Source organism: Candidatus Pantoea floridensis (assembly GCF_900215435.1).
In the GTDB taxonomy this organism is placed as follows: domain Bacteria; phylum Pseudomonadota; class Gammaproteobacteria; order Enterobacterales; family Enterobacteriaceae; genus Pantoea; species Pantoea floridensis.
Genome location: NZ_OCMY01000003.1, coordinates 97,409 through 115,477, shown reverse-complemented (window position 1 = coordinate 115,477; position 18,069 = coordinate 97,409). Strand labels below are relative to the sequence as shown.

Here is an 18,069-nt window from a genome sequence, read left to right as displayed (position 1 = left end):
ACCTGACTATTAGCTGAGCTACTTATAATCATGATGAATCTTTTACACTGGCGCCTGCTAGTTGCCGTAGCCGACTCAGGCAACTTCACGCGTGCTGCTGAGCGGGTTGGAATGACACAGTCGGGTGCCAGTCAGGCTGTCGCTCAGTTAGAAGCTTTGCTGGGAATTCAGGTGTTTGTACGGGAGCGGCGCAACATCAGCATCACTGCGCTGGGAGAGGAAGTAACAGGATATGCAAGACTTATGCTTGCGCAGCTGGCCGCAATTCAAAGGCTTTCTGAGGAGAGTCGTGGCCTTCGGGGCGGGCGTGTCCGCCTTGCCAGTTTCCCATCTGTAACATCGACATTTCTACCCGGGCTGCTCAGGGAATTCAGACGCCTCCATCCGGGTATTGAAGTGGTTGTACTGGAAGGAACTGATGAGGAAGTTGAAGGATGGCTGGTGGCGGATACGGTTGATCTTGGCGTCGTCATGAACCCTCTTCAGGGACGCGCAGATTTTATATTAGGGAAAGATGAATGGGTCGCAGTTCTGCCTGCGGGTCATACTCTGGTCCGTAAAGCCGCATTGCATGGCATTAAGCTTGAAGACCTTGTAAGTCATACATTTATCCTTGCTACTGGCGGTTGCGCAGTTAATGCAAAAAGCTTGGTGGAACAGGCAGGTCTTCAGCTGTCTGATGTGCGCTTGACGGTCCATGACTGGGTCAGTGCCTGCCTTTTAGTGCGGGAAGAAATGGGTATCGCACTTATTCCTCAGTCAGCTTTGCCCGGTGAGCTGCATGGATTATATGTGACACCGCTAGTACCTTCTGTTTACAGGGAGTTTGGTCTGGTTTGCTCATCAGGTGGAAGGTCGTCACCTGCGGTTCAAGTGTTATTAGAAAGTTTGCATAACAGGACTGGTTTAGCTGGAAAATATGAAATCTAAAATCTGCTTAACATCCGCTTCTGGCACAAGCGGTCCGTTTTAACCTTCGGGTTTAAGGGACAACCTTTTAAGAGCCTGTTCAATTTTCTCTGCGTCCTGTTCAACGATGGCTCTCTCATCGGGTGTGAGCGGAACTACTTCAAGGTAACGTCTGACAGAGGCTTTGCTTTCCAGTACCAGCCCGCGCGCACTCTGTTTAAGCAGGTTAAAATCGCAGCCAATACAAGCCATCCGGTGCTGGCAGCTGCTCCAGAAGGGGTTCGTACAGTATGAGTCACCCAGGTAATAATACGTCGCGGGGCCGGTCAGACTCGCGGCTTCCGGATCGTGGTCAATCAGCACGCTTATCATGTGGGTGACCCAGTCTGCTTTTACGAACGAGGCGGCCAGCTGAGTCGGGCGGATGCGGATATAATGCATTGTCGACTGTGCGGATGAGTGACCTGACCACTGCATCAGCTCATGTAAAGACATGCCCCCGGGAGCAGTGGCCAGTGCTGTAATGGCAGAAGCACGGCCACGGTGGCTTGTAATGGGACCACGTAAATCTTCTGCAGGCATTCCCGCTCTGGCGCAGAGAAGCGGAATGACAATGTGATTTACTATGTTCCTTCCCACCGCTTTCCCCCGGTTCTGAAACAGATAACGAACTTTTTCACCGGTGCGTTCATCCGTAAGTGCTGCCTGCTCCTGAGGACGCTCACTGAACCAGATATCGACATATTTTTTCACAACAGACGAGACCGGCTTAACAAAAGCTTTAGACGTTTTGCCGGCCGGCACGCTGAGATGCGACCACGCCCCAGACGGGAAGCGTCTGGTTAGCATCGAGTAGTGTTACGGTTTCGTCCATATCCAGCGCCTGCAGAGCGGGTACCGGGTTAAGCAGCAGACGGCGCAGCGTCAGTTCACCTTCAACCTTAGCGACGATAAGCTGGCCGTGTATGGGTGTCAGCGGCCGATCGATTGCCAGTATGGATCCCCTGACGATACCTGCTTGAGGATAGTCGCTGTTGCTGGGCGTGAGATAGGTTGAATTTAAAGACAGATGAACGAGATCGCCTAGATTCAGACGCGTCTCAACGTAGTTCTGTGCCGGACTCTGAAAAGCCATTGTTATGCTCCGCTCTGAACCATTTGTGCCAGTTTAATTTGGCAAATACGTTCATCCTCAATTGGACTCAGGGGCAGCCATGAGCGAAAACGGTCGTACATTAGTCTTATCTGGACGGAATTGTAACCGGCACTTTCATTAGCCGTTGTATCCATGCCTTTATGATCTTACCCGTTATGATAAATATGTCTCTCAGCCTGAAACGCCTTTCATTTATCAGGCATAAAAAATTATAAGGATCAAACGCATGGGAATAAGTATCCGGACTCCTCTTATACATTCACTGCCCTTAAGCCAGCATAGCGGATGTCATGTCTGGCTTAAAATGGAATCTTCCCAGCCGACGGGATCGTTCAAGCTCAGAAGTGCAGAGAACATCTGTCGGCATTACGCTGAAAGGGGTGCAACAGCATTCATCAGTTCATCTGGCGGCAATGCAGGCATAGCGGTGGCTCATTGCGGGCGCAAACTAGGGCTGCCGGTCACTGTCGTTGTGCCGGAAAGCACGTCAGACAGGGCAAAACAGCTTATTGAGCAGGAGGGTGCCAAGCTTATTGTGCACGGGAAAGTATGGAGCGAGGCGAACGACTACGCTTTGTCACTGGCGACGGATGACATTATCTGTGTACATCCCTTTGATCATCCACTTTTGTGGGAAGGCATCAGCACAATCGTGGATGAGATCATCAGCGAAGGGTTAACGCCTGATGCGGTTATTCTTTCCGTTGGCGGCGGGAGCATGCTTTCCGGTATCGCTCAGGGCCTGGAGAATCATCAGCTTGGTCATATTCCGGTTTACGCCGTTGAAACCCAGGGTACGGCATCTCTTCACGCCTCGCTTAATGCCGGCAAGCTGGTCCGTCTTGATAAGGTCAGCGGTATAGCCACGACGCTGGCCGCAAGCCAGGTGTGCGAAAATGTTTTCAATGTGGCCAGTCGGCTGGATGTCAGAAGTATGCTGGTTTCCGACCAGGAAGCGTTGAAGGCCTGCCGGCGCTTTCTTGATGACCATCGCGTGCTCACCGAGCCGGCGTGCGGAGTGTCACTCTCAATTTTATATGACCACAAAATCAGGTTTAACGCTGCAGATAATGTACTTGTCATTGTTTGCGGCGGGGCATCGGTCACGCTGGAAGGGATAGCGGGCTGACAGAAAAACAAAGTGATACTGCCAGAGTTTATTAGAAAAAGGGTTTTGGGTGGGCTTACATTACATATAGGCCTTATAAAAAAGCCATTGGCAGCATAGGCAAAGCTTTGGTTTTCCGAGTAATGACTAAAAATCATCACTATAATGCCGGCTTTAACTCAGCGCATTGTTAGGGAACAATTCTCTGCTTCACTATGTGAAGCAATTGGCGGATTTGTTCTTTGATTAGCTTCACGCTATCTCTTATCGTCAGCGCAACATCCCATCAAAATTCATACGCTAACTTCCAAGACATGACGCGTCCCCTGTGGCGCGACATTTAACTTCTGGAGGTCGTATGGAAAATTCAACCCGTCAGTATGGCGGTGAGTACGTGGCGACAAAAACCAGTAATCCGCCAAAGCGAACTGCCAAAATAATGATGGCAGCCGGGATTGGTCATTTTATCGAGTGGTTCGATTTTGGCTTATACGGCACCTTGGCGGCGATTATTGCCAGCAACTTCTTTGTCAGTTCCGACCCTGCTACCGCACTTCTGAAGTCTTTTGCTGTATTTGGATCCGGCTTTTTAATGCGTCCGCTGGGCGGCTTCTTTTTTGGTTCCATGGGCGATCGTCTGGGACGACGCAAAGTATTGGTGACGGTAATTGTCATCACCTCAATATCCACATTTGTAATGGGCATTCTGCCGACCTGGCATCAGATTGGCATTATCGCACCAGTGCTGCTGGTGATGACTCGATTAGTACAAGGCTTCGCCGCAGGTGGCGAAAGCTCCGGGGTAATCACTTATCTGGCAGAGAGTGCTGATCCACATCGTCGCGCAACGCTTACCTGCTGGAGTGAGAACTTCAGTTTCATGGCGTTTGTTTGCGGCTCTGGCCTGGTGCTGCTGTTGACCTATTGGTTGGGTGAGACGGCAATGAACGACTGGGGATGGCGCATTCCTTTCCTGCTTGCTGCACCGCTCGGATTGGGTGGGTTATATATGCGCCGCAACATGGAAGATTCGGCTGAATTTCACAAGTTAAAAGCCACCGGCAAAATCGAAAAATCGCCACTGCGTACTGCCTTAAAAACCTCATTGTCGGCGTTGCTGTTTTGCACCGGCTTCGTCGTGATCAAAGCGGTCAGTAGCTGGGTGCTGCAATCCTTTATGCCCGGCTATTTGTCTACGCATCTGCACTACACCCGTACCGACTCATATCTCATCACCACGCTGGGCTTACTGAGCGTCGCCATTTGCATGCCAATCACAGGCTACCTGTCCGATAAATGGGGACGACGGCCGCTGATGCTGGTGGCGTGCGCTGGTTTCATCCTGTTGACCTATCCCGCCATGCTGCTAATGACACAGGGATCGGTAGGCAGCTCTATCGCGGCAATGAGTGTATTAGGTGTGTGTGTTGCGCTATTTAATGGCGGCTGTGGCGCTGCAATGGTCGAACTGTTCCCGACGGCGATTCGCTATGGCGGCATCGCGATGTCCTACAACCTGACTGTGGCGGTGTTTGGCGGTGTTACACCCCTGGCATCCGCCAGTCTGATTACCTTAACGGGAGATCCACTATCACCCGCCTGGTACGTGATGATCACCGCGCTAATTTCATTCATTGCAGTGTGGTTTGCCAAAGAAACTGCCGGAAAAGTGTTGGATTAACGGAAACTGGAGCCTTTATGCACATAACGAAAGTGGAGTGTTTCCCACTCAAAATCACTCCGGAACATGCTTACCTTGGCGGTAAGTCGGACGGGACCGGCCCGGATTATTACTATCGTCCAGAATACCGCTGCGTCTACTCACGCAAGATGGAAACCTGCCTGGTGAAAATTACCAGTAGCGAAGGGCATGTCGGGTGGGGAGAAGCGCTGGCGCCGGTGGTGCCTCAGGTGATCGCGGAACTGATTAAGCAGCTGTTTGCGCCATTATTGATCGGGGAATCTCCATTCTCTGGAGGCGTGCTCAACTCAAGGATGTATGACTCGATGCGCGATCGTGGACATACCGGAGGTTATCATATCGACGCTATTGCTGGTGTGGATATCGCGTTGTGGGATCTCAAGGGAAAAATTCTGGGTCTTCCGGTCCATCAACTGCTTGGCGGCGCCTTCCGCGATGTGATTCCTTGCTATGTCTCGGGTTTGCCTGAGCCCGACATTGAAAGCCGCTGCCGCCTCGCCAGGCAATGGCAGGATAAAGGCTTTAATGCCGTTAAGTTAGCCCTGGGCTACGGCGTGCGGGAAGATGTTGAAAATATTCGCGCCATTCGTGCAGTGCTCGGCAATGAGGCGCAAGTCTTCATTGATGCGCACTGGAATTACAGCGTGGCAGAGGCTACCGATTTAGCAGCGCAACTGCATGCGCTGGGCGTCGGCTTTCTTGAAGCACCACTGCTGCCAGAAGATATCGCCGGCCATCGCGAATTACGTGCCAAAAGCGCGGTGAGCATTGCGTTAGGTGAAACCGAGCGTACGCGTTATCAATTCAAAGCGGTGATTGAACAGCGCGCTGCAGACATCCTGCAACCCGACGTCGGCAGAACCGGCATTAGCGAGCTGATGCATATCGTATCGCTGGCCGAGACATGGAATTTACGCGTGGCACCGCATTTAAGCGTAGGTTTAGGACCTTGCATCGCCGCGTCAATCCATGTTGCCGCCGCCATACCCAACCTGTTTATGCTCGAATATCAGCCGCCAGTATTTAATATCGCGAATCAACTGCTTAAGCAGCCACTTATTTGTGAACGCGGTGAGTATCATCTGCCGCAGGGTGCAGGGTTAGGCATTGAAATCGATGAAGATCGCGTGCGCGACGTAGTGATGGAGGCAGCATGTTAAAAGGTAATGTACCGATTCTTGCCACGGCATTTGATGAGCAGGGCCAGCTGGATTTGGCATCCATTGAACGATTGGTGAAATTTCTGCTGCAACAAGGCATTGATGGCCTGGCCTTATTTGGCAATGCTTCCGAAGGCTACGCCTTAACGCAGGAAGAAAAGCAGGATCTGTTCTTTTGCGTCAAAAGGCTGGTGGGAGATTTACCGCTGGTGGCTGCAGCTGGCGGTGCTTCATCCGCTGTTGCCATTGAAGAGATCAACAGGGTGCATCACTGGGGGGCTCAGGTGGCAATGGTCAATCCGCCTTCGGTCGTTAAGCCCGGTCCGGAAGAGATCTATCACTTCTGGCGAGACATATGCCAGGCCTGCGAAATCGAAATCATGATTCAGGACGCGCCTCTGATGACGGGCGTTAACATTCCCGTATCGATGCTGGCGCGTTTGTGTCAGGACTTTCCTACTATCAGGTATATCAAAGTGGAACAACCGCCGACGACGCTGAAAATAACTGCGTTAAAACAGGAGGTTGGAGATGGCGTAGGCCTGTTCGGAGGCTTGAACGCGGGTTTCCTGTTTGAAGAGTTATGCCGTGGTGTAACGGGCACCATGCCTGCTTGCGAATTCCCTGACGTGATTAATGCCATCCTGGCTGCATGGCAGCAAGATCGTCAGGAAGCGCAGGCGTTGTTTTATCGCTATCTACCTTTCCTGCGCTATGGAGTTCAGCCGGGAATCGGGGTAGCCATACATAAAACAGTGCTGAATCAGGCAGGGATCTTTGCCAGTGACTATGTCCGTGAGCCGGCTAAAAGTCTGGATGATGACACGCGTCGGGAATTGAAAGAGATCACGGATTTCCTGCCTCTCGCCGTGTTGGGAGGACGTCCATGAACTATATAGCGGTGGATTGGGGTACCAGCAACTTTCGCGCACTTAGCGTGCGTGATGGCGTAGTGATCAAATCGGTACAAGACAGTTGCGGCGTCGGCAAGTGCCAGCGCTCAGCGTTGCCTGAGATTTTAAAGCAGCAGTTGCATCGGCTGGAAGATGCTTACGATGAACAAATACCCGTGCTGCTCTGCGGCATGATTGGCAGCAATATCGGTATTGCTGACGCCGGCTATCTCGATATGCCCCTTAGTTTTTCGCAACTACTAGGTAAAGGCATGGAATTGCCGGGTATCTTGCTAAATCCGCTGACCTTACGGCCCGGCATTTGCGATAAACGAGTCAATGAGATCTGCCGGGGTGAAGAGATGCAGCTGGCGGGTGCGCTTACGCTTTCTGATGCCGCCACATTCGCCGCCGTCGGCACCCACAGTAAATGGCTGAAGGTTGAGCGCTCGCAGCAGCAGGTCACAGGGATGCAGACCTTGATGACCGGCGAGCTTTATCATTTGTTACTCAATCACTCCGTGGTGGGTAAAGGCTTGCCGGAGCAGGTTGACTCACCTGCCGCTTTTCAGGCGGGGGTCGAAACGGCGCTATCAGTGGTGCATGAAAAAGTTGAACTCGTGACGGAACTATTTCGCTGCCGGGGCCGTTACATTCTTGGTGCTCTGTCACAGGAAGCGGCCGCTTCCTGGCTTTCCGGAATGCTCATTGGATACGAAGTTGCATGCGGGCATCCCGGTGGCGATAAAACGGTGTGCATTATTGGTAATGAAATCCTTTTGCCACGTTACCAGCTGGCATGTGAGATTTTGCATCGTCGTTATGAGCTTTTAGCTGCCGAAGACGCAATAATAGCCGGATTAAATGGGGTGTTTAGTTATGGCGGATAATCACCCAATCATCGCTATCCTCCGCGGGATTACGCCAGAAGACGCAGTGCCACAAATTGCCTGTTTAGTTGAGCATGGCATTAAACGTATAGAAATCACGACCAACTCACCCAGCTGGGAAAACAGTCTGCAACAAGTTCGCCAGCGCTTTGGGAATGATATCCAGCTTGGCGTGGGAATGGTCACTACAGCAGATCAGGTTCAGCGCAGTTTTGCCGCCGCTGCGGATTTTATTTTGACTCCTAATCTGAACCCGGCTGTGATTGCGCAGGCTAAACTGCATAGACTTGTAGTGTACGCGGGGGTGTTTTCGCCGAGTGAAATATTTACTGCAATCGATCTGGGAGTGGATGTGATGAAGGTTTTTCCGGCCTGTGCGCTGCCGGCAAATTACCCTCAACTGGTGAAAGGTCCACTCTCTCAGCCCGTCAGCTCTTCAGCCGTGGGTGGGGTAGGTGTGGAGAATTCAGCTGAATTCCTGCATTATTACGACAGTGTGGGGCTCGGTTCCGCGCTGTATAGAACTGGCCAGCGCGTGGACGTAACCGCAGAACGTTGCAAGTTACTGCTGCAGCATCGGCACTGATTCTCCGCTGATTTTTTTCGCTGCCGACGTCAGGTACAAACGTAAGCTTTCAATATCCATTTTTTCACTGCTGATATTCGACAGTGCGATCGCTGCCTGCATGCCGGGAATATTACATGCCAGGCGGTAATCGCCCGCACCAAAATCTTTGGCAAACACCTGATGCCGGCGTGACTCGTTAATATCATTTCTCAGCAGTAGATAATCGTGGATACCAATCTGGCTGATAATCTCTTCGTCGCTCATCGCTGATAGAAGCTTAATGCCGATCACCGAATCGTGGACCGGGTAGGACTCATAATTGCCCAAAGCCCGCGCAATACTTTTTCCGCCACGGGTATGAATCAAATAGACCACTTTATTTCCACTTAGCACTCCGATTACGAGGGAGATGGCGTGATTTCCGCTCTCTTCCAGTAAATCCATTACCGCATTGTAAAAGGCCGAATTGTGAATTGCGTGAGCCGATAAGCGGTGGATACCGATACCTAAACTGTATTTGCGGTTGGCATCACGCTGTACCATATCCAGCGTCAACAAGGTCTGTATCAATCGAGTAACCTTAGCTGAATCCAGCCCAAGCTCCCGTCCCATTTCACGAATTCCATGCGGACGAGTCGCAGTCGCAAGTAAGTTCAGGCAGCGGAAAGCATCGTATACTGTGCTGTTCATGGATGGCCTTATTGATGACTGTGGTTAGAAAAATAATAAATCCTATTGTTTTTGCGTGATATGAATTTAGAAAGAGATTGTGATGCACGTAAGAAGAACGCATCAAGAGGTATATCCAGGTTATCAACGCTGGTTCATCAACATTATATTCGGAATAACATCTGTTATTACTTCTCTCCGCCATGGCACACAGCGGACTTAAGAATTCCAGTATGAAAAAATGAGCCTCCCGCCCTATTCTTTTCATCATAAAATAGAAAAAAAGTAATTAGTGGTCAAAACTGGCAGAAGGAACCACCAACGCACAAGGGCGCATTTCAGAGCTTTATCCTACTGGTCAGGCAACTCAGAGGGGGATTTATCGTGTCATTTCAAAACCGGCGACTATTACAAAAAAAGCGGTGAGCCAACATTCTTCCCGGAAATTCCGGTGATATTCACCCTGGATAAAGCCGATCAGCACTATCATATTCCACTGCTGCTTAGCCAGTTTGGCTACTCAACTTATCGCGGTACTTAAGCACAACTCCCACCGTTTTTTGACGGAGTAATACTGCTGTCGACAATATTATTCCGTGAAGAAAGTTTTTCTGGCTGGTTAGGTTGCCGCCCTCCTCTGGCACCAAACACAGGCAGGTCTTAAGCCATCGCTGCCAATGCTCAGATTTTTTAGTGCGAAGATCAGCCGCGCATTCCTGTGTGCCCCTTTTGCCAGCGAACCTGACTGTATAGCTTTTTTCAAAGCCCATTATTTAGCGTCTCCCCGGGACATCATCCTTCCGAAGCCGGAGTACCCGTGAAAAATCAGAACAGCTAAAAAGTATTTATTAAGAAAACCAGTGAAGTACCAGAGATACTTGCGGGAAAATCGGTTTTTGGATGATTGCCATAATGATCCTCACGCTTCTATCGCGAAGGCGTAAACGTACACATGTGCTGTAAACAAGAGATGTCCATGTTCCTGGGCAACTCGTGCATTGTCTTTCTTAACGGCTGCAGCTGCAGATTCAGAGTTATACCAGTCTGACTTCTAAAACCATATCTTACTGAATTTAATCCCTAAATAAAGCTGTGAGCTGCGGCCGTCTGCCCCGCACACCTTTTGTTAAAGAAATATGACAAAAAGAAAACAGAGCTCCCAAAAACGGAAGTTAAGGCTGTTCTATGCTGCGGAAAATACAGGGCCAGAAACCTGACCTGGGAGAGGATTTTTCCGGACGATAAAAAAGGATGGCTGTATGAACAAAGAACAATTTGAACACGTTTTGAGCCAGTGGCCACATCTCCGCTTTTCTGAAATCACCACCGTAAAATACTTCGCTTCTCACGAACTTTATGCAATCGACAGGGTTAAATACTCCTGTCGCCTTTTTCTTTGCCGCGAATATGATGAGCGGAGCGCTCAGAAAACCGAAGAACAGCTGAGGCAGTGGCTGAAAGAGTTCAATTATAAGCAGGATGTGCGGCGAATCACCGGGGAAGAAAAGTCTAATCCTGGCTGACGATGAAAGATTGCTGCAATTTAAAAGTCTTCTTCGGCAGCGGAGACGCAATCACTCCACGCTAAGTCTGGGCAGCCCGCCTAAGGGCTGCTTTCGTCACCGGCGGTGATATGTCTGGCCATAAATCTGCTTCCGCGCAGGAGACCTGCCTGTTAGTCGATAAAAAACCGTGCATTATCCGATCGCTTAAAAGGCCGCAGGCGTAACGTAATTTCTCCGCTCGCGTAGGGTATCAAATCCATTCACCCAGCCTATGACTATAGTTTTGTGTTCATCACTGCAGCGATAAAACAGGCGAAACGGTTCCAGAAACTTTGCACGGAACCAGTGCTTGTAGGTATCGCCAGGTGTATCACCCTGCCGGAACTGTACATGTAGCGGATCTGCCGCGATACGTTCCTCAATAACGCGTTCAATAGCCCGCAGGAGCTTTGTCTCTTTTTTACGCTGGTATTCCTGAGGCTTGGCCGTTTTCAGATCCGCTACGGCTTGCGCAATTGAACCCATCTGCTCTAAAAAGCAGGAATGAAAATAGATCTTCCAGCCATTCAGCACTAAAACTTCCATGCTATCTCTCTTGCTGTTTAGTCATCAGTAAGCGGTTCGTCTAAGTCGACTTCCACTCCGGCAGTGAGAGCATTGATACCCGCCCAGAATGCTACTGGCACCTGGTGAATATTCTGCGGGTTGTTCTTCATGTCGTTTTCCAGAAAAGTCAGAAACTGCGATACGATTGGATCGTCCTGTTCTTCTTGCTTTCGTGACATGATGACTTTACCGCCTGAAAGCAGGGTGTATTCGATGTACTCCCCTGGCTTCAGATGCAAAGCATCGCGAATTGCTGCCGGAATCGTTGTCTGACTGCGTTCTGTGAGCCGAGACTCAGCACGCAGAGACACATCCGCTAAGTTAATTTGAGTCGCCATTGCATTACCTCTTTTTCTCCACTTCCCCTCTCAGGGGGGCGATTGGTCAGTTCGCCGGGAACGTTTCATAATTACCCAGAACTCCAGGGCTACAGAGTTGCCGGCTCGCCAGGCCGCTGGGGTTTTGCCTCATCAGGTTAAATCACATCGATGCTGTCAATGCGCTTGCTCGAGTGAGTAACAGGATTGTAATGCACCTGCATTGTGCAATGCAAATGCATTATAAATGAACTATATTCTACTGATTTAAAGGCCCGCATTTCAGCACGGCATGTACTGCCATCTCTGTTATCGGCAAAAGCCCGGGCGATCACAATCGTCTGGGAATTGCCCTGCAGATAGGGTGCGTGCGTTTTCTGGGCACCTTTCTCACCGGTATGAATCATATTCCTTCCGGCGTCCGGTATTTTATCGCCAGACAGCTCGCCATCCATGATATCACCGTGCTGCCAGAATACGGCAAGAGAGAAAATACCCGTCGTGAGCATGCCGCGCTGATACGTTATCCTTACAGCAGGAGGTGCCTATGTGCGGACGATTTGCGCAGTACAGCAGCCGTGATGAATATTTCGAATCGCTGGGCCTGAAACCTGACGAACTTACATTTGATCCTGACCCCATCGGCAGGTTTAACGTTGCGCCCGGCACGAAGGTGCTGTTGCTCAGCGAACGTGAGCATGCGCTGCATTTCGACCCGGTTTACTGGGGCTATGGCCCGGAATGGTGGGACAAACAGCCCCTCATAAACGCACGGGGCGAAACGGCCGCGAGCGGGCGCATGTTTAAGCCGCTGTGGAACCATGGTCGCGCCATCGTGCCAGCCAACGGCTGGTTCGAATGGAAGAAAGAAGACGGAAAAAAACAGCCGTTTTATATCTACCATCGTAAAGAGCAGCCACTCTTCTTTGCGGCGATTGGCAGACAACCTTTCGGACAGGATCACGGTAAAGAAGGGTTCGTTACCGTGACCTCATCGAGCAACAAGGGGATGGTCGATATTCACGATCGCCGGCCGTTGGTGATCACTGCGGACGCCGTTCGTGAATGGCTGAGTAATGACACTTCGCCGCAGCGGGCGGAAGAAATTGCACATGATGCAGCTGTCCCGGAGCAGGAATTTACATGGCATCCCGTAAGTAAGAAGGTTGGGAACATACATAACCAGGGCAAAGAGCTGGTTGAGCCCGATAAGTAGTAGGATTAATTTAGCTTTGCCTTGCGCACGTCAGAGGTACGGACTCACTCCATAAGCGGTTAAATTCTGCCTGGTATAGGCCGGCCGTTTCCGGCTCGCCCGTGATAACTAGCGCGTTTTCTGCATTTCTTTTTTCAGCAGAAAACGTGTAATTAAAGGATCCCGTTTCTACCGCGTTGCCATCCGCCACTATGAACTTATTGTGCATGATGCTGTACGTGCTATTGATGCGAACCTGAACACCCGAGCATGCCAGCTCGCTGACGAGCGACCAGCGGTCGCGGCTTTTCTTTTCATCCGCAACCAGCCTCACTGTTACCCCACGCGCCACGGCCGCCGACAGCTCCTGTGCCACCGGTCGGCTGGTGAAGTCATAGGCCGCCACGTCAGCACTGATACGCGCGGTGCGGGTGAACTGCAGAATAAGGCTCAGCGCCGTGCCGCCCGGCGAAAATCCGGCTATTACCGCCGCAGATGCATAAGGCATATAGCAGCACGTTAATAATGTCATCGCTACCAAAGTATATTTGAACAAAGTAAAATAGCCCTGTGGAATAATTCTGGATATTTTATCACCCGCTGATTGTTCAGTTAAACGGTTTCGTCTTTTTCTGCCGTATTAATGCTGAATAAAGCCTAAACTTTCATCTATTACGTCCGATAATAATACTGTATCAGGGAGGGTCTAATATGAATGAATTCCATGAAATTAATTTAATGACGTCTCGTGGCGATATTAACGGCGCATTTTCTCTCATCCGCAACTGGAGTGAAAACGCCGCCCGTAAAATCATGAAAAAGGCTGGCTATAGCGTGACGCCGCACACCGGTCGCGCATTCTGGACGTGGGTTCAGGAGACACTTACCCGTTCAGCCAGGGAGCGTTGCTGCGGATACAGGGTGCGAGCTGAACGTCAGGCACCGGTCCGCCGCTGGCGGCAGCAGGCTTCTGAAGATTATGCAGCCTATGCGCAGATGATGTCTCAGTCCTCTGATAACGAATACTCAGCGTCTTGCCTGCCAGGCAAAGTTGTGCAGACAATTTATTTAGATAAGCCCTCATCATGAACTGACCCCGGAATGTTGGACACTGGATCATCGGAGTGGGGTGCCCTCTCGCCCAACTTGGTATAGATTGGTCGGGGGGCTTTAACAGAACCTTATTGCTTTGAGCAGCCAAAATGCTTTACAGAGAATTATTCAAAATGGTTTTATTCAACCTTACTTCAAGGTCAGTATTTCTCTGGAGGCTGCAACATCGATTTTTACATTAAAGCTGGTTAACTCTGGTAGCGTGGCGTTTTCATGCAATATTATGGCCTCAGCGCTGGCATGGGGCTTGCTGTGAGTTGTATGGGCATCACTGATAAGCGTGATGTCATAACCCAAAGCAGCCGCAGCACGTATAGTGGTATCGATACAAAATTCTGAAGCATAACCACAAACCAGTAAATGATTCACTTTTAGGTCGTTAAGGCTAGCGTTTAGTTTTGTTTGTAGAAAAGCGTTAGCGGTGGTTTTACTGATAAAAATTGCCTTATCTGGGACGGAAAGTTCATCAAGAATTTTCCATCCTTCTTCGCCAACAGGAATAAACGATGCTTCATGTTGTACAAAAATAACCGGATAGTTACGTTCTATCGCGTGGCAAAGCAGCTCATTGATATTACTAATAATCTGCTGAATATTAAATGGCAAAGGTTCCTGATTACATAACGCTTTCTGCAAATCAATGATGATTAACGCCTGCATGATATAAAACCCTTTATCCCTAAAATTATATCATTACGTATCCAGTTTAATCATTCAATCAAAATCCCCATATTGACCACTGCTGTCCCACAGATCTCATCGTGATCAACAACTGAATGCGGCGACGCCCACTCCTCGCTCAGGCTGTGTGAAAACTGATGCGGGGAGAAACCGTTCATATGACATACGCTCCCTAGTCATGCTGCTTTCAGATGCAGTAACCTGAATTCAACAGGGCTGAGGCCGTTCAGCCGCAGGCTGATTCGCTCATGGTTGTAGTAGTGGATATAGGCGTCAATGGCCTCTCTCAGCGCAGGAATGCTGTTAAATTCTTCCAGATAGAAGCATTCGGATTTGAGCGTGCCGAAAAAACTTTCAGCCATTGCGTTATCAAGGCAGTTGCCCTTTCTCGACATGCTCTGTACCACGCCTGCTGCCCGGAGCCTGTCCTGATAGGCCGTCATCTGGTACTGCCAGCCCTGGTCAGTGTGCAGCACGGGTGCATCCCCCGGCGTCAGCCGCGTAAATGCTTTATCCAGCATCGTATCAACCAGCGCCATCACGGGCCTTTCAGACAGGCTGTATGCGATAACCTCGCTGTTGAAGGCGTCAATCACCGGGGAGAGGTATAGCTTTTCGCCGTTAACCGCGAACTCCGTCACTCACCCATTTTTTGTTGGCGCTGCTGGCCGTGAAGTCGCGTTGCAGGCGGTTAGGGGCGATTTTCCCCACCTGACCTTTCCATGAGCGGTATTTTCTGACGCGGATAACGGCGCGGAGCGACAGCTCGCCCATCAGGCGCTGAACCGTCTTGTGATTAATGGGGCAACCACCGCGCCGGAGCGCCAGCGTAATACGGCGATAACCGTACCGACCCTTATGGTGGTGATAAATATCAAAGATTCGTTCTTTCAGCGTCTGGTGCTTATCAGCTTTCCTGAGTGCGCTGAGATTATGGTAGAACGTGCTTCTCGCCATGCCAACCGCCCTCAGCAGGTCATTCAGCCCGTGCTCCCTGCGCAGTTCCTGAATAATAAGGACTTTCCGGCGCTGAAATTTACCGCCATCAAGCCCTTCGGCTCTTTTAAGCCAGGCGACTTCAGCGCGAAGGTAGCGCAGTTCGGCCTTAGCATCAGGAGAATTATCGCGCGGTGCTGACGGGGAGTTGATGTCCTTATGCATGGGTTCCGGCTTTTTCGGTCTTCCGCTTTTTATACCGGAGAGCGCCCCGGCCCCGGACGCCTGAAAGCGCTTAACCCACTGGTAAACGGTACTCTCACCGGAAAGGTTAAATTTAGCGGTGGCATCGCGGAGCGAAAGTTTATCATCGATGACGGCGCGGACAACCTTCAGCCGGAATTCTGGCGTGTAATCAGCAGTTTTCCAGGTCAGCCCGTCAATACCGTGCTGCTGCCATGCGGAAATCCAGCGGCGAACCGCTGTGCGACCTACGCCAAAACGGGTGGCTGTCTCACGATAGCCATCGCTGCTGTTGAGATAATGCGTGACGACGGCGAGCCGTAATTCGAGGGAAAACTTTGGATTGCTCACTGAGCTGCACCTTAATCAGTCGGGTGTCCAACTTTTGGGGTGCAGTTCAATCATGCATTGAGACTAATACTGAAATGAAAAAAGAGCAGCCTATACCAGGTAAGATGATAACAAGCAGCGAAGCCATTGTTTCGAAGCGTCTCAGCGCAGAGGGACTGGAAAGGATAAGTAAAGCAACTCTCAGACGTAACGTTAAGATTATGTGGTCTGTATTTCTCAGCCTTATATTGATGGTCAGCTTATCATCTGTTTCTTATCGGTCCATTGCCGCATTAATTGTCCCGGCTGTAACTCCTCCTGGTGTGTTCCTCCTTTGCTTAACGGGTTTCCGGACATGCAGATTAATAAATAAGTGGACTGATAAACCGTTTACTACGGATCCTGCAGATTCTGTACTGTACTGGCTATTCTGTCGTGCCGCCTACCGGCCCGGCCGGTACGTGGGTATAAAGCTTACTGTTGATATCAATAGCAGGCCAATGCACAAGTGGGTTGGCAAAATGGCTGAGTTTGTTTTAGATAAGCCCTGCACGCTGTCCCGACCGCTGATTTTACGCTCGCACCTGCTCTCAAACAGTCGGTTTCGGGAGCCGCTGACTGAACAGCTCACGGCTGCCGGCATGTGCTGCACTGTGCGGCGCGATCTGCCATTGCTGTTTCCCTGGCTGTTAACATGGCTGACGCCTGCCGTTATGGTGCTTGGGGGTAGGCTTCCGTCCATGTATACGCGCGAGTGGGAAATTATTGTCACCCCAGAATACCGGTTATCTGACAGCGCTGTTTCAGTAGTGAGCTGAGACAATTTGTTAGTCTGGCCGCGCCGTACCGGAACCTGAGCCGGCGCGGAGGTGCACTGTAGCCTGTAACGTCCGTGACCATTGCTGTTCGGACCTCATGCTGCCCGGAATCCGTCCGCGAGGAGGAGGTGCAGATGTTCATCCGCACTTCTGGCCACTTCCCGGCGCCAGCCCGATCGCTGCAGCAGTTTATCGAGCGCGGGCAGCTCGCCGGTGATGCGCGCGGGCAGGGGGATGCGCTGGCGGCCGTGCTCGTCAAAGCCGACGTCGAGCGCGTGGCGGTTCAGGTAAATCCCAGATACAGTAGGGCTCAGGCGCAGCTGCCGGCGGCCGCTCCATTCGCTCGCTGCCAGCACCATATAAATCCACCCGGTCAGCTTCACCGCGTGCAGGGCGTGCTGCAGCCGGAACAGGTCATTCTGCCCCTGCAGGTTGCCGTTGCCGGCGCGCCACAGGTAGTCGAGCTTGCCGGGCAGGTCGGCGCGCAGTCCCTTTTCCCGCCCTTCTTTCAGCAGCCAGCTGATATCGCTGGCAAGCTCCCGGGGAAAGCGGCGCTGCTTTTCAGCGTTGGCCAGCCAGCGGGTCAGAAACAGGTTATCCTGCGCGGGGGAGGTCGCGATCCCGTCGCGGCGGGCAGTGTGCAGCGCAATCAGCCCGCACCACGCCAGGTGACTGACGTTCAGATTGTCGTTATCCATAAGCGGTGTCCTTCATGCAGAACCAGGTAAAAAGTGGCCCTTAAATCCGGCATTTTATGACATCCGCCGCCCTCACAGAACCCTTAATCGCCGTCGCGATGCCCCTCCACGATGTCCTGTTCAGGATAGACTACCAGCGTCCCGATCGCGCCCTGCATGAGCGTTTTCATCTCCGGCGACCATACGTCCACTCTGGCCAGCTCTTTGCGGATGAATCCGGCAATACGCAGCCGCGTGGTTTCAAGATCGTCGCTGGCCATCGCCATGACCACGGCGCCGATCATGGTGTATACCTTCTCCGGGTCCCGGTGGTTCAGTTCAGTCTTCTGCACAGCACATACCTCTCAGACACAGCCGGACGGGCGAGCAGTGCGCAGCCTGTCCTGTGAATGCCGCGTGAGCGGCATGGAGGCGCCAGAAACCGTTCAGGACGGCCCTGATGCCAGCTGGCGCCGTCAACCCGGCGGAGCCGGTTACAGGGCCGATGATGGCAAAAGCCCAACCCTTCCCTGTCAGACGCCGTTTAAGCAGCGGCCTGTCACCAGCTAATCAGTCTGATGGTCGCAGACGAA

23 protein-coding genes and 2 pseudogenes are annotated in these 18,069 nt (G+C 51.4%); 14 read left to right on the top strand and 11 right to left on the bottom strand.

Annotation, left to right across the window (positions count from 1 at the left end; genetic code table 11):
• The first annotated feature begins 30 nt into the window (after positions 1-30).
• Positions 31-930: a LysR family transcriptional regulator gene (locus CRO19_RS24630; RefSeq protein ID WP_097098454.1), complete on the top strand. Its 900-nt coding sequence runs from the start codon at positions 31-33 to the stop codon at positions 928-930.
• A gap of 39 nt (positions 931-969) precedes the next feature.
• Here CRO19_RS24630 and CRO19_RS24625 read toward each other — a convergent pair.
• Positions 970-1,719, bottom strand: a pseudogene (locus tag CRO19_RS24625) (tyrosine-type recombinase/integrase); the annotation flags it as partial.
• Positions 1,691-2,044 carry a S24 family peptidase gene (locus tag CRO19_RS24620; protein WP_097098453.1) on the bottom strand — a complete coding sequence of 118 codons (354 nt, stop codon included), beginning with the start codon at positions 2,042-2,044 and terminating at the stop codon, positions 1,691-1,693. The pseudogene CRO19_RS24625 and the gene CRO19_RS24620, both read right to left, overlap by 29 nt.
• A 247-nt stretch (positions 2,045-2,291) precedes the next feature.
• Between CRO19_RS24620 and CRO19_RS24615 the strand changes: the two genes are divergently transcribed.
• The 6 genes from CRO19_RS24615 (at position 2,292) to CRO19_RS24590 (ending at position 8,404) form a co-directional block, all read left to right on the top strand.
• Positions 2,292-3,194 carry a pyridoxal-phosphate dependent enzyme gene (locus CRO19_RS24615; protein WP_097098452.1) on the top strand — a complete coding sequence of 301 codons (903 nt, stop codon included), beginning with the start codon at positions 2,292-2,294 and terminating at the stop codon, positions 3,192-3,194.
• A 337-nt stretch (positions 3,195-3,531) separates the two neighbouring features.
• Entirely contained in the window at positions 3,532-4,854 is a 1,323-nt protein-coding gene (locus tag CRO19_RS24610) for an MFS transporter (RefSeq protein ID WP_176519258.1), read from the top strand.
• Positions 4,855-4,871: 17 nt separating this feature from the next.
• Positions 4,872-6,035 (top strand): mandelate racemase/muconate lactonizing enzyme family protein, encoded by a 1,164-nt coding sequence (locus CRO19_RS24605; protein ID WP_097098451.1) that lies wholly within the window; start codon positions 4,872-4,874, stop codon positions 6,033-6,035.
• Entirely contained in the window at positions 6,029-6,925 is an 897-nt protein-coding gene (locus CRO19_RS24600) for a dihydrodipicolinate synthase family protein (protein ID WP_097098450.1), read from the top strand. Before CRO19_RS24605 ends, CRO19_RS24600 begins: the two co-directional genes overlap by 7 nt.
• Positions 6,922-7,818, top strand: coding sequence for a 2-dehydro-3-deoxygalactonokinase (locus CRO19_RS24595; RefSeq protein ID WP_097098449.1), 897 nt, complete (start codon positions 6,922-6,924; stop codon positions 7,816-7,818). Before CRO19_RS24600 ends, CRO19_RS24595 begins: the two co-directional genes overlap by 4 nt.
• A complete protein-coding gene (locus tag CRO19_RS24590) occupies positions 7,808-8,404 on the top strand; it encodes a beta/alpha barrel domain-containing protein (RefSeq protein ID WP_097098448.1) in 597 nt (198 codons plus the stop codon). Before CRO19_RS24595 ends, CRO19_RS24590 begins: the two co-directional genes overlap by 11 nt.
• Here the strand turns inward: CRO19_RS24590 and CRO19_RS24585 are convergent.
• Positions 8,381-9,076, bottom strand: a complete 696-nt coding sequence (locus CRO19_RS24585) for a helix-turn-helix domain-containing protein (protein WP_097098447.1) — start codon at positions 9,074-9,076, stop codon at positions 8,381-8,383. The two genes, CRO19_RS24590 and CRO19_RS24585, sit on opposite strands and share 24 nt — an antisense overlap.
• Positions 9,077-9,347: 271 nt before the next feature.
• Here CRO19_RS24585 and CRO19_RS24580 point away from each other — a divergent pair, with 271 nt between their 5' ends.
• Both CRO19_RS24580 and CRO19_RS24570 read left to right on the top strand, forming a co-directional pair.
• Positions 9,348-9,596: a hydroxyisourate hydrolase gene (locus CRO19_RS24580; RefSeq protein ID WP_370659836.1), complete on the top strand. Its 249-nt coding sequence runs from the start codon at positions 9,348-9,350 to the stop codon at positions 9,594-9,596.
• 718 nt (positions 9,597-10,314) lie between these two features.
• Positions 10,315-10,578 carry a hypothetical protein gene (locus CRO19_RS24570; protein ID WP_097098445.1) on the top strand — a complete coding sequence of 88 codons (264 nt, stop codon included), beginning with the start codon at positions 10,315-10,317 and terminating at the stop codon, positions 10,576-10,578.
• A 186-nt stretch (positions 10,579-10,764) separates the two neighbouring features.
• On the opposite strand, the gene CRO19_RS24565 is transcribed toward CRO19_RS24570, so the two are convergent.
• The 3 genes from CRO19_RS24565 to CRO19_RS26390 form a co-directional block, all read right to left on the bottom strand.
• A complete protein-coding gene (locus CRO19_RS24565; protein ID WP_097098444.1) occupies positions 10,765-11,145 on the bottom strand; it encodes a type II toxin-antitoxin system YhaV family toxin in 381 nt (126 codons plus the stop codon).
• Positions 11,146-11,162: 17 nt separating this feature from the next.
• Positions 11,163-11,504 carry a type II toxin-antitoxin system PrlF family antitoxin gene (locus tag CRO19_RS24560; RefSeq protein WP_097098443.1) on the bottom strand — a complete coding sequence of 114 codons (342 nt, stop codon included), beginning with the start codon at positions 11,502-11,504 and terminating at the stop codon, positions 11,163-11,165.
• Between the two features lie 137 nt (positions 11,505-11,641).
• Positions 11,642-11,890: a hypothetical protein gene (locus CRO19_RS26390; protein ID WP_320204568.1), complete on the bottom strand. Its 249-nt coding sequence runs from the start codon at positions 11,888-11,890 to the stop codon at positions 11,642-11,644.
• On the opposite strand from CRO19_RS26390, the gene CRO19_RS24555 reads away from it, so the two are divergent.
• Positions 11,786-12,091 carry a DUF4158 domain-containing protein gene (locus CRO19_RS24555; RefSeq protein WP_505543745.1) on the top strand — a complete coding sequence of 102 codons (306 nt, stop codon included), beginning with the start codon at positions 11,786-11,788 and terminating at the stop codon, positions 12,089-12,091. The genes CRO19_RS26390 and CRO19_RS24555 overlap by 105 nt on opposite strands.
• Complete coding sequence (locus CRO19_RS24550) at positions 12,031-12,699, top strand: SOS response-associated peptidase family protein (protein ID WP_097098442.1); 669 nt, start codon at positions 12,031-12,033, stop codon at positions 12,697-12,699. Before CRO19_RS24555 ends, CRO19_RS24550 begins: the two co-directional genes overlap by 61 nt.
• A 10-nt stretch (positions 12,700-12,709) precedes the next feature.
• Here the strand turns inward: CRO19_RS24550 and CRO19_RS24545 are convergent, their stop codons facing one another.
• Positions 12,710-13,234 (bottom strand): phospholipase D family nuclease, encoded by a 525-nt coding sequence (locus CRO19_RS24545; protein ID WP_370659835.1) that lies wholly within the window; start codon positions 13,232-13,234, stop codon positions 12,710-12,712.
• Positions 13,235-13,389: 155 nt separating this feature from the next.
• Here CRO19_RS24545 and CRO19_RS24540 point away from each other — a divergent pair, with 155 nt between their 5' ends.
• Positions 13,390-13,767, top strand: coding sequence for a hypothetical protein (locus CRO19_RS24540; protein WP_097098440.1), 378 nt, complete (start codon positions 13,390-13,392; stop codon positions 13,765-13,767).
• A gap of 153 nt (positions 13,768-13,920) precedes the next feature.
• Here CRO19_RS24540 and CRO19_RS24535 read toward each other — a convergent pair whose 3' ends face one another.
• Positions 13,921-14,451, bottom strand: a complete 531-nt coding sequence (locus tag CRO19_RS24535; RefSeq protein WP_097098439.1) for a cysteine hydrolase family protein — start codon at positions 14,449-14,451, stop codon at positions 13,921-13,923.
• A 197-nt stretch (positions 14,452-14,648) separates the two neighbouring features.
• Positions 14,649-16,002 (bottom strand): annotated as a pseudogene (locus tag CRO19_RS24530) (IS3 family transposase).
• 500 nt (positions 16,003-16,502) lie between these two features.
• Between CRO19_RS24530 and CRO19_RS26000 the strand changes: the two are divergent.
• On the top strand, positions 16,503-16,799 hold the full coding sequence (locus CRO19_RS26000; protein WP_141400291.1) for a hypothetical protein: 297 nt from the start codon (positions 16,503-16,505) through the stop codon (positions 16,797-16,799).
• Between the two features lie 95 nt (positions 16,800-16,894).
• On the opposite strand, the gene CRO19_RS24520 is transcribed toward CRO19_RS26000, so the two are convergent.
• Together CRO19_RS24520 and CRO19_RS24515 are read right to left on the bottom strand one after the other, a co-directional pair.
• On the bottom strand, positions 16,895-17,497 hold the full coding sequence (locus tag CRO19_RS24520; RefSeq protein WP_097098437.1) for a DUF2913 family protein: 603 nt from the start codon (positions 17,495-17,497) through the stop codon (positions 16,895-16,897).
• Between the two features lie 83 nt (positions 17,498-17,580).
• Positions 17,581-17,829, bottom strand: coding sequence for a DUF2767 family protein (locus CRO19_RS24515; RefSeq protein WP_141400290.1), 249 nt, complete (start codon positions 17,827-17,829; stop codon positions 17,581-17,583).
• A 37-nt stretch (positions 17,830-17,866) separates the two neighbouring features.
• Between CRO19_RS24515 and CRO19_RS25995 the strand changes: the two genes are divergently transcribed.
• On the top strand, positions 17,867-18,046 hold the full coding sequence (locus CRO19_RS25995) for a hypothetical protein (RefSeq protein ID WP_141400289.1): 180 nt from the start codon (positions 17,867-17,869) through the stop codon (positions 18,044-18,046).
• Positions 18,047-18,069: the final 23 nt, after the last annotated feature.

What these genes read in the sequence shown, in the direction of transcription:
- CRO19_RS24630 (WP_097098454.1), top strand. Translation starts at nt 31, where the DNA reads ATGATGAATCTTTTACACTGGCGCCTGCTAGTTGCCGTAGCCGACTCA.
- CRO19_RS24620 (WP_097098453.1), bottom strand. Translation starts at nt 2,044, where the DNA reads ATGGCTTTTCAGAGTCCGGCACAGAACTACGTTGAGACGCGTCTGAAT.
- CRO19_RS24615 (WP_097098452.1), top strand. Translation starts at nt 2,292, where the DNA reads ATGGGAATAAGTATCCGGACTCCTCTTATACATTCACTGCCCTTAAGC.
- CRO19_RS24610 (WP_176519258.1), top strand. Translation starts at nt 3,532, where the DNA reads ATGGAAAATTCAACCCGTCAGTATGGCGGTGAGTACGTGGCGACAAAA.
- CRO19_RS24605 (WP_097098451.1), top strand. Translation starts at nt 4,872, where the DNA reads ATGCACATAACGAAAGTGGAGTGTTTCCCACTCAAAATCACTCCGGAA.
- CRO19_RS24600 (WP_097098450.1), top strand. Translation starts at nt 6,029, where the DNA reads ATGTTAAAAGGTAATGTACCGATTCTTGCCACGGCATTTGATGAGCAG.
- CRO19_RS24595 (WP_097098449.1), top strand. Translation starts at nt 6,922, where the DNA reads ATGAACTATATAGCGGTGGATTGGGGTACCAGCAACTTTCGCGCACTT.
- CRO19_RS24590 (WP_097098448.1), top strand. Translation starts at nt 7,808, where the DNA reads ATGGCGGATAATCACCCAATCATCGCTATCCTCCGCGGGATTACGCCA.
- CRO19_RS24585 (WP_097098447.1), bottom strand. Translation starts at nt 9,076, where the DNA reads ATGAACAGCACAGTATACGATGCTTTCCGCTGCCTGAACTTACTTGCG.
- CRO19_RS24570 (WP_097098445.1), top strand. Translation starts at nt 10,315, where the DNA reads ATGAACAAAGAACAATTTGAACACGTTTTGAGCCAGTGGCCACATCTC.
- CRO19_RS24565 (WP_097098444.1), bottom strand. Translation starts at nt 11,145, where the DNA reads ATGGAAGTTTTAGTGCTGAATGGCTGGAAGATCTATTTTCATTCCTGC.
- CRO19_RS24560 (WP_097098443.1), bottom strand. Translation starts at nt 11,504, where the DNA reads ATGGCGACTCAAATTAACTTAGCGGATGTGTCTCTGCGTGCTGAGTCT.
- CRO19_RS26390 (WP_320204568.1), bottom strand. Translation starts at nt 11,890, where the DNA reads ATGATTCATACCGGTGAGAAAGGTGCCCAGAAAACGCACGCACCCTAT.
- CRO19_RS24550 (WP_097098442.1), top strand. Translation starts at nt 12,031, where the DNA reads ATGTGCGGACGATTTGCGCAGTACAGCAGCCGTGATGAATATTTCGAA.
- CRO19_RS24540 (WP_097098440.1), top strand. Translation starts at nt 13,390, where the DNA reads ATGAATGAATTCCATGAAATTAATTTAATGACGTCTCGTGGCGATATT.
- CRO19_RS24535 (WP_097098439.1), bottom strand. Translation starts at nt 14,451, where the DNA reads ATGCAGGCGTTAATCATCATTGATTTGCAGAAAGCGTTATGTAATCAG.
- CRO19_RS26000 (WP_141400291.1), top strand. Translation starts at nt 16,503, where the DNA reads ATGGCTGAGTTTGTTTTAGATAAGCCCTGCACGCTGTCCCGACCGCTG.
- CRO19_RS24520 (WP_097098437.1), bottom strand. Translation starts at nt 17,497, where the DNA reads ATGGATAACGACAATCTGAACGTCAGTCACCTGGCGTGGTGCGGGCTG.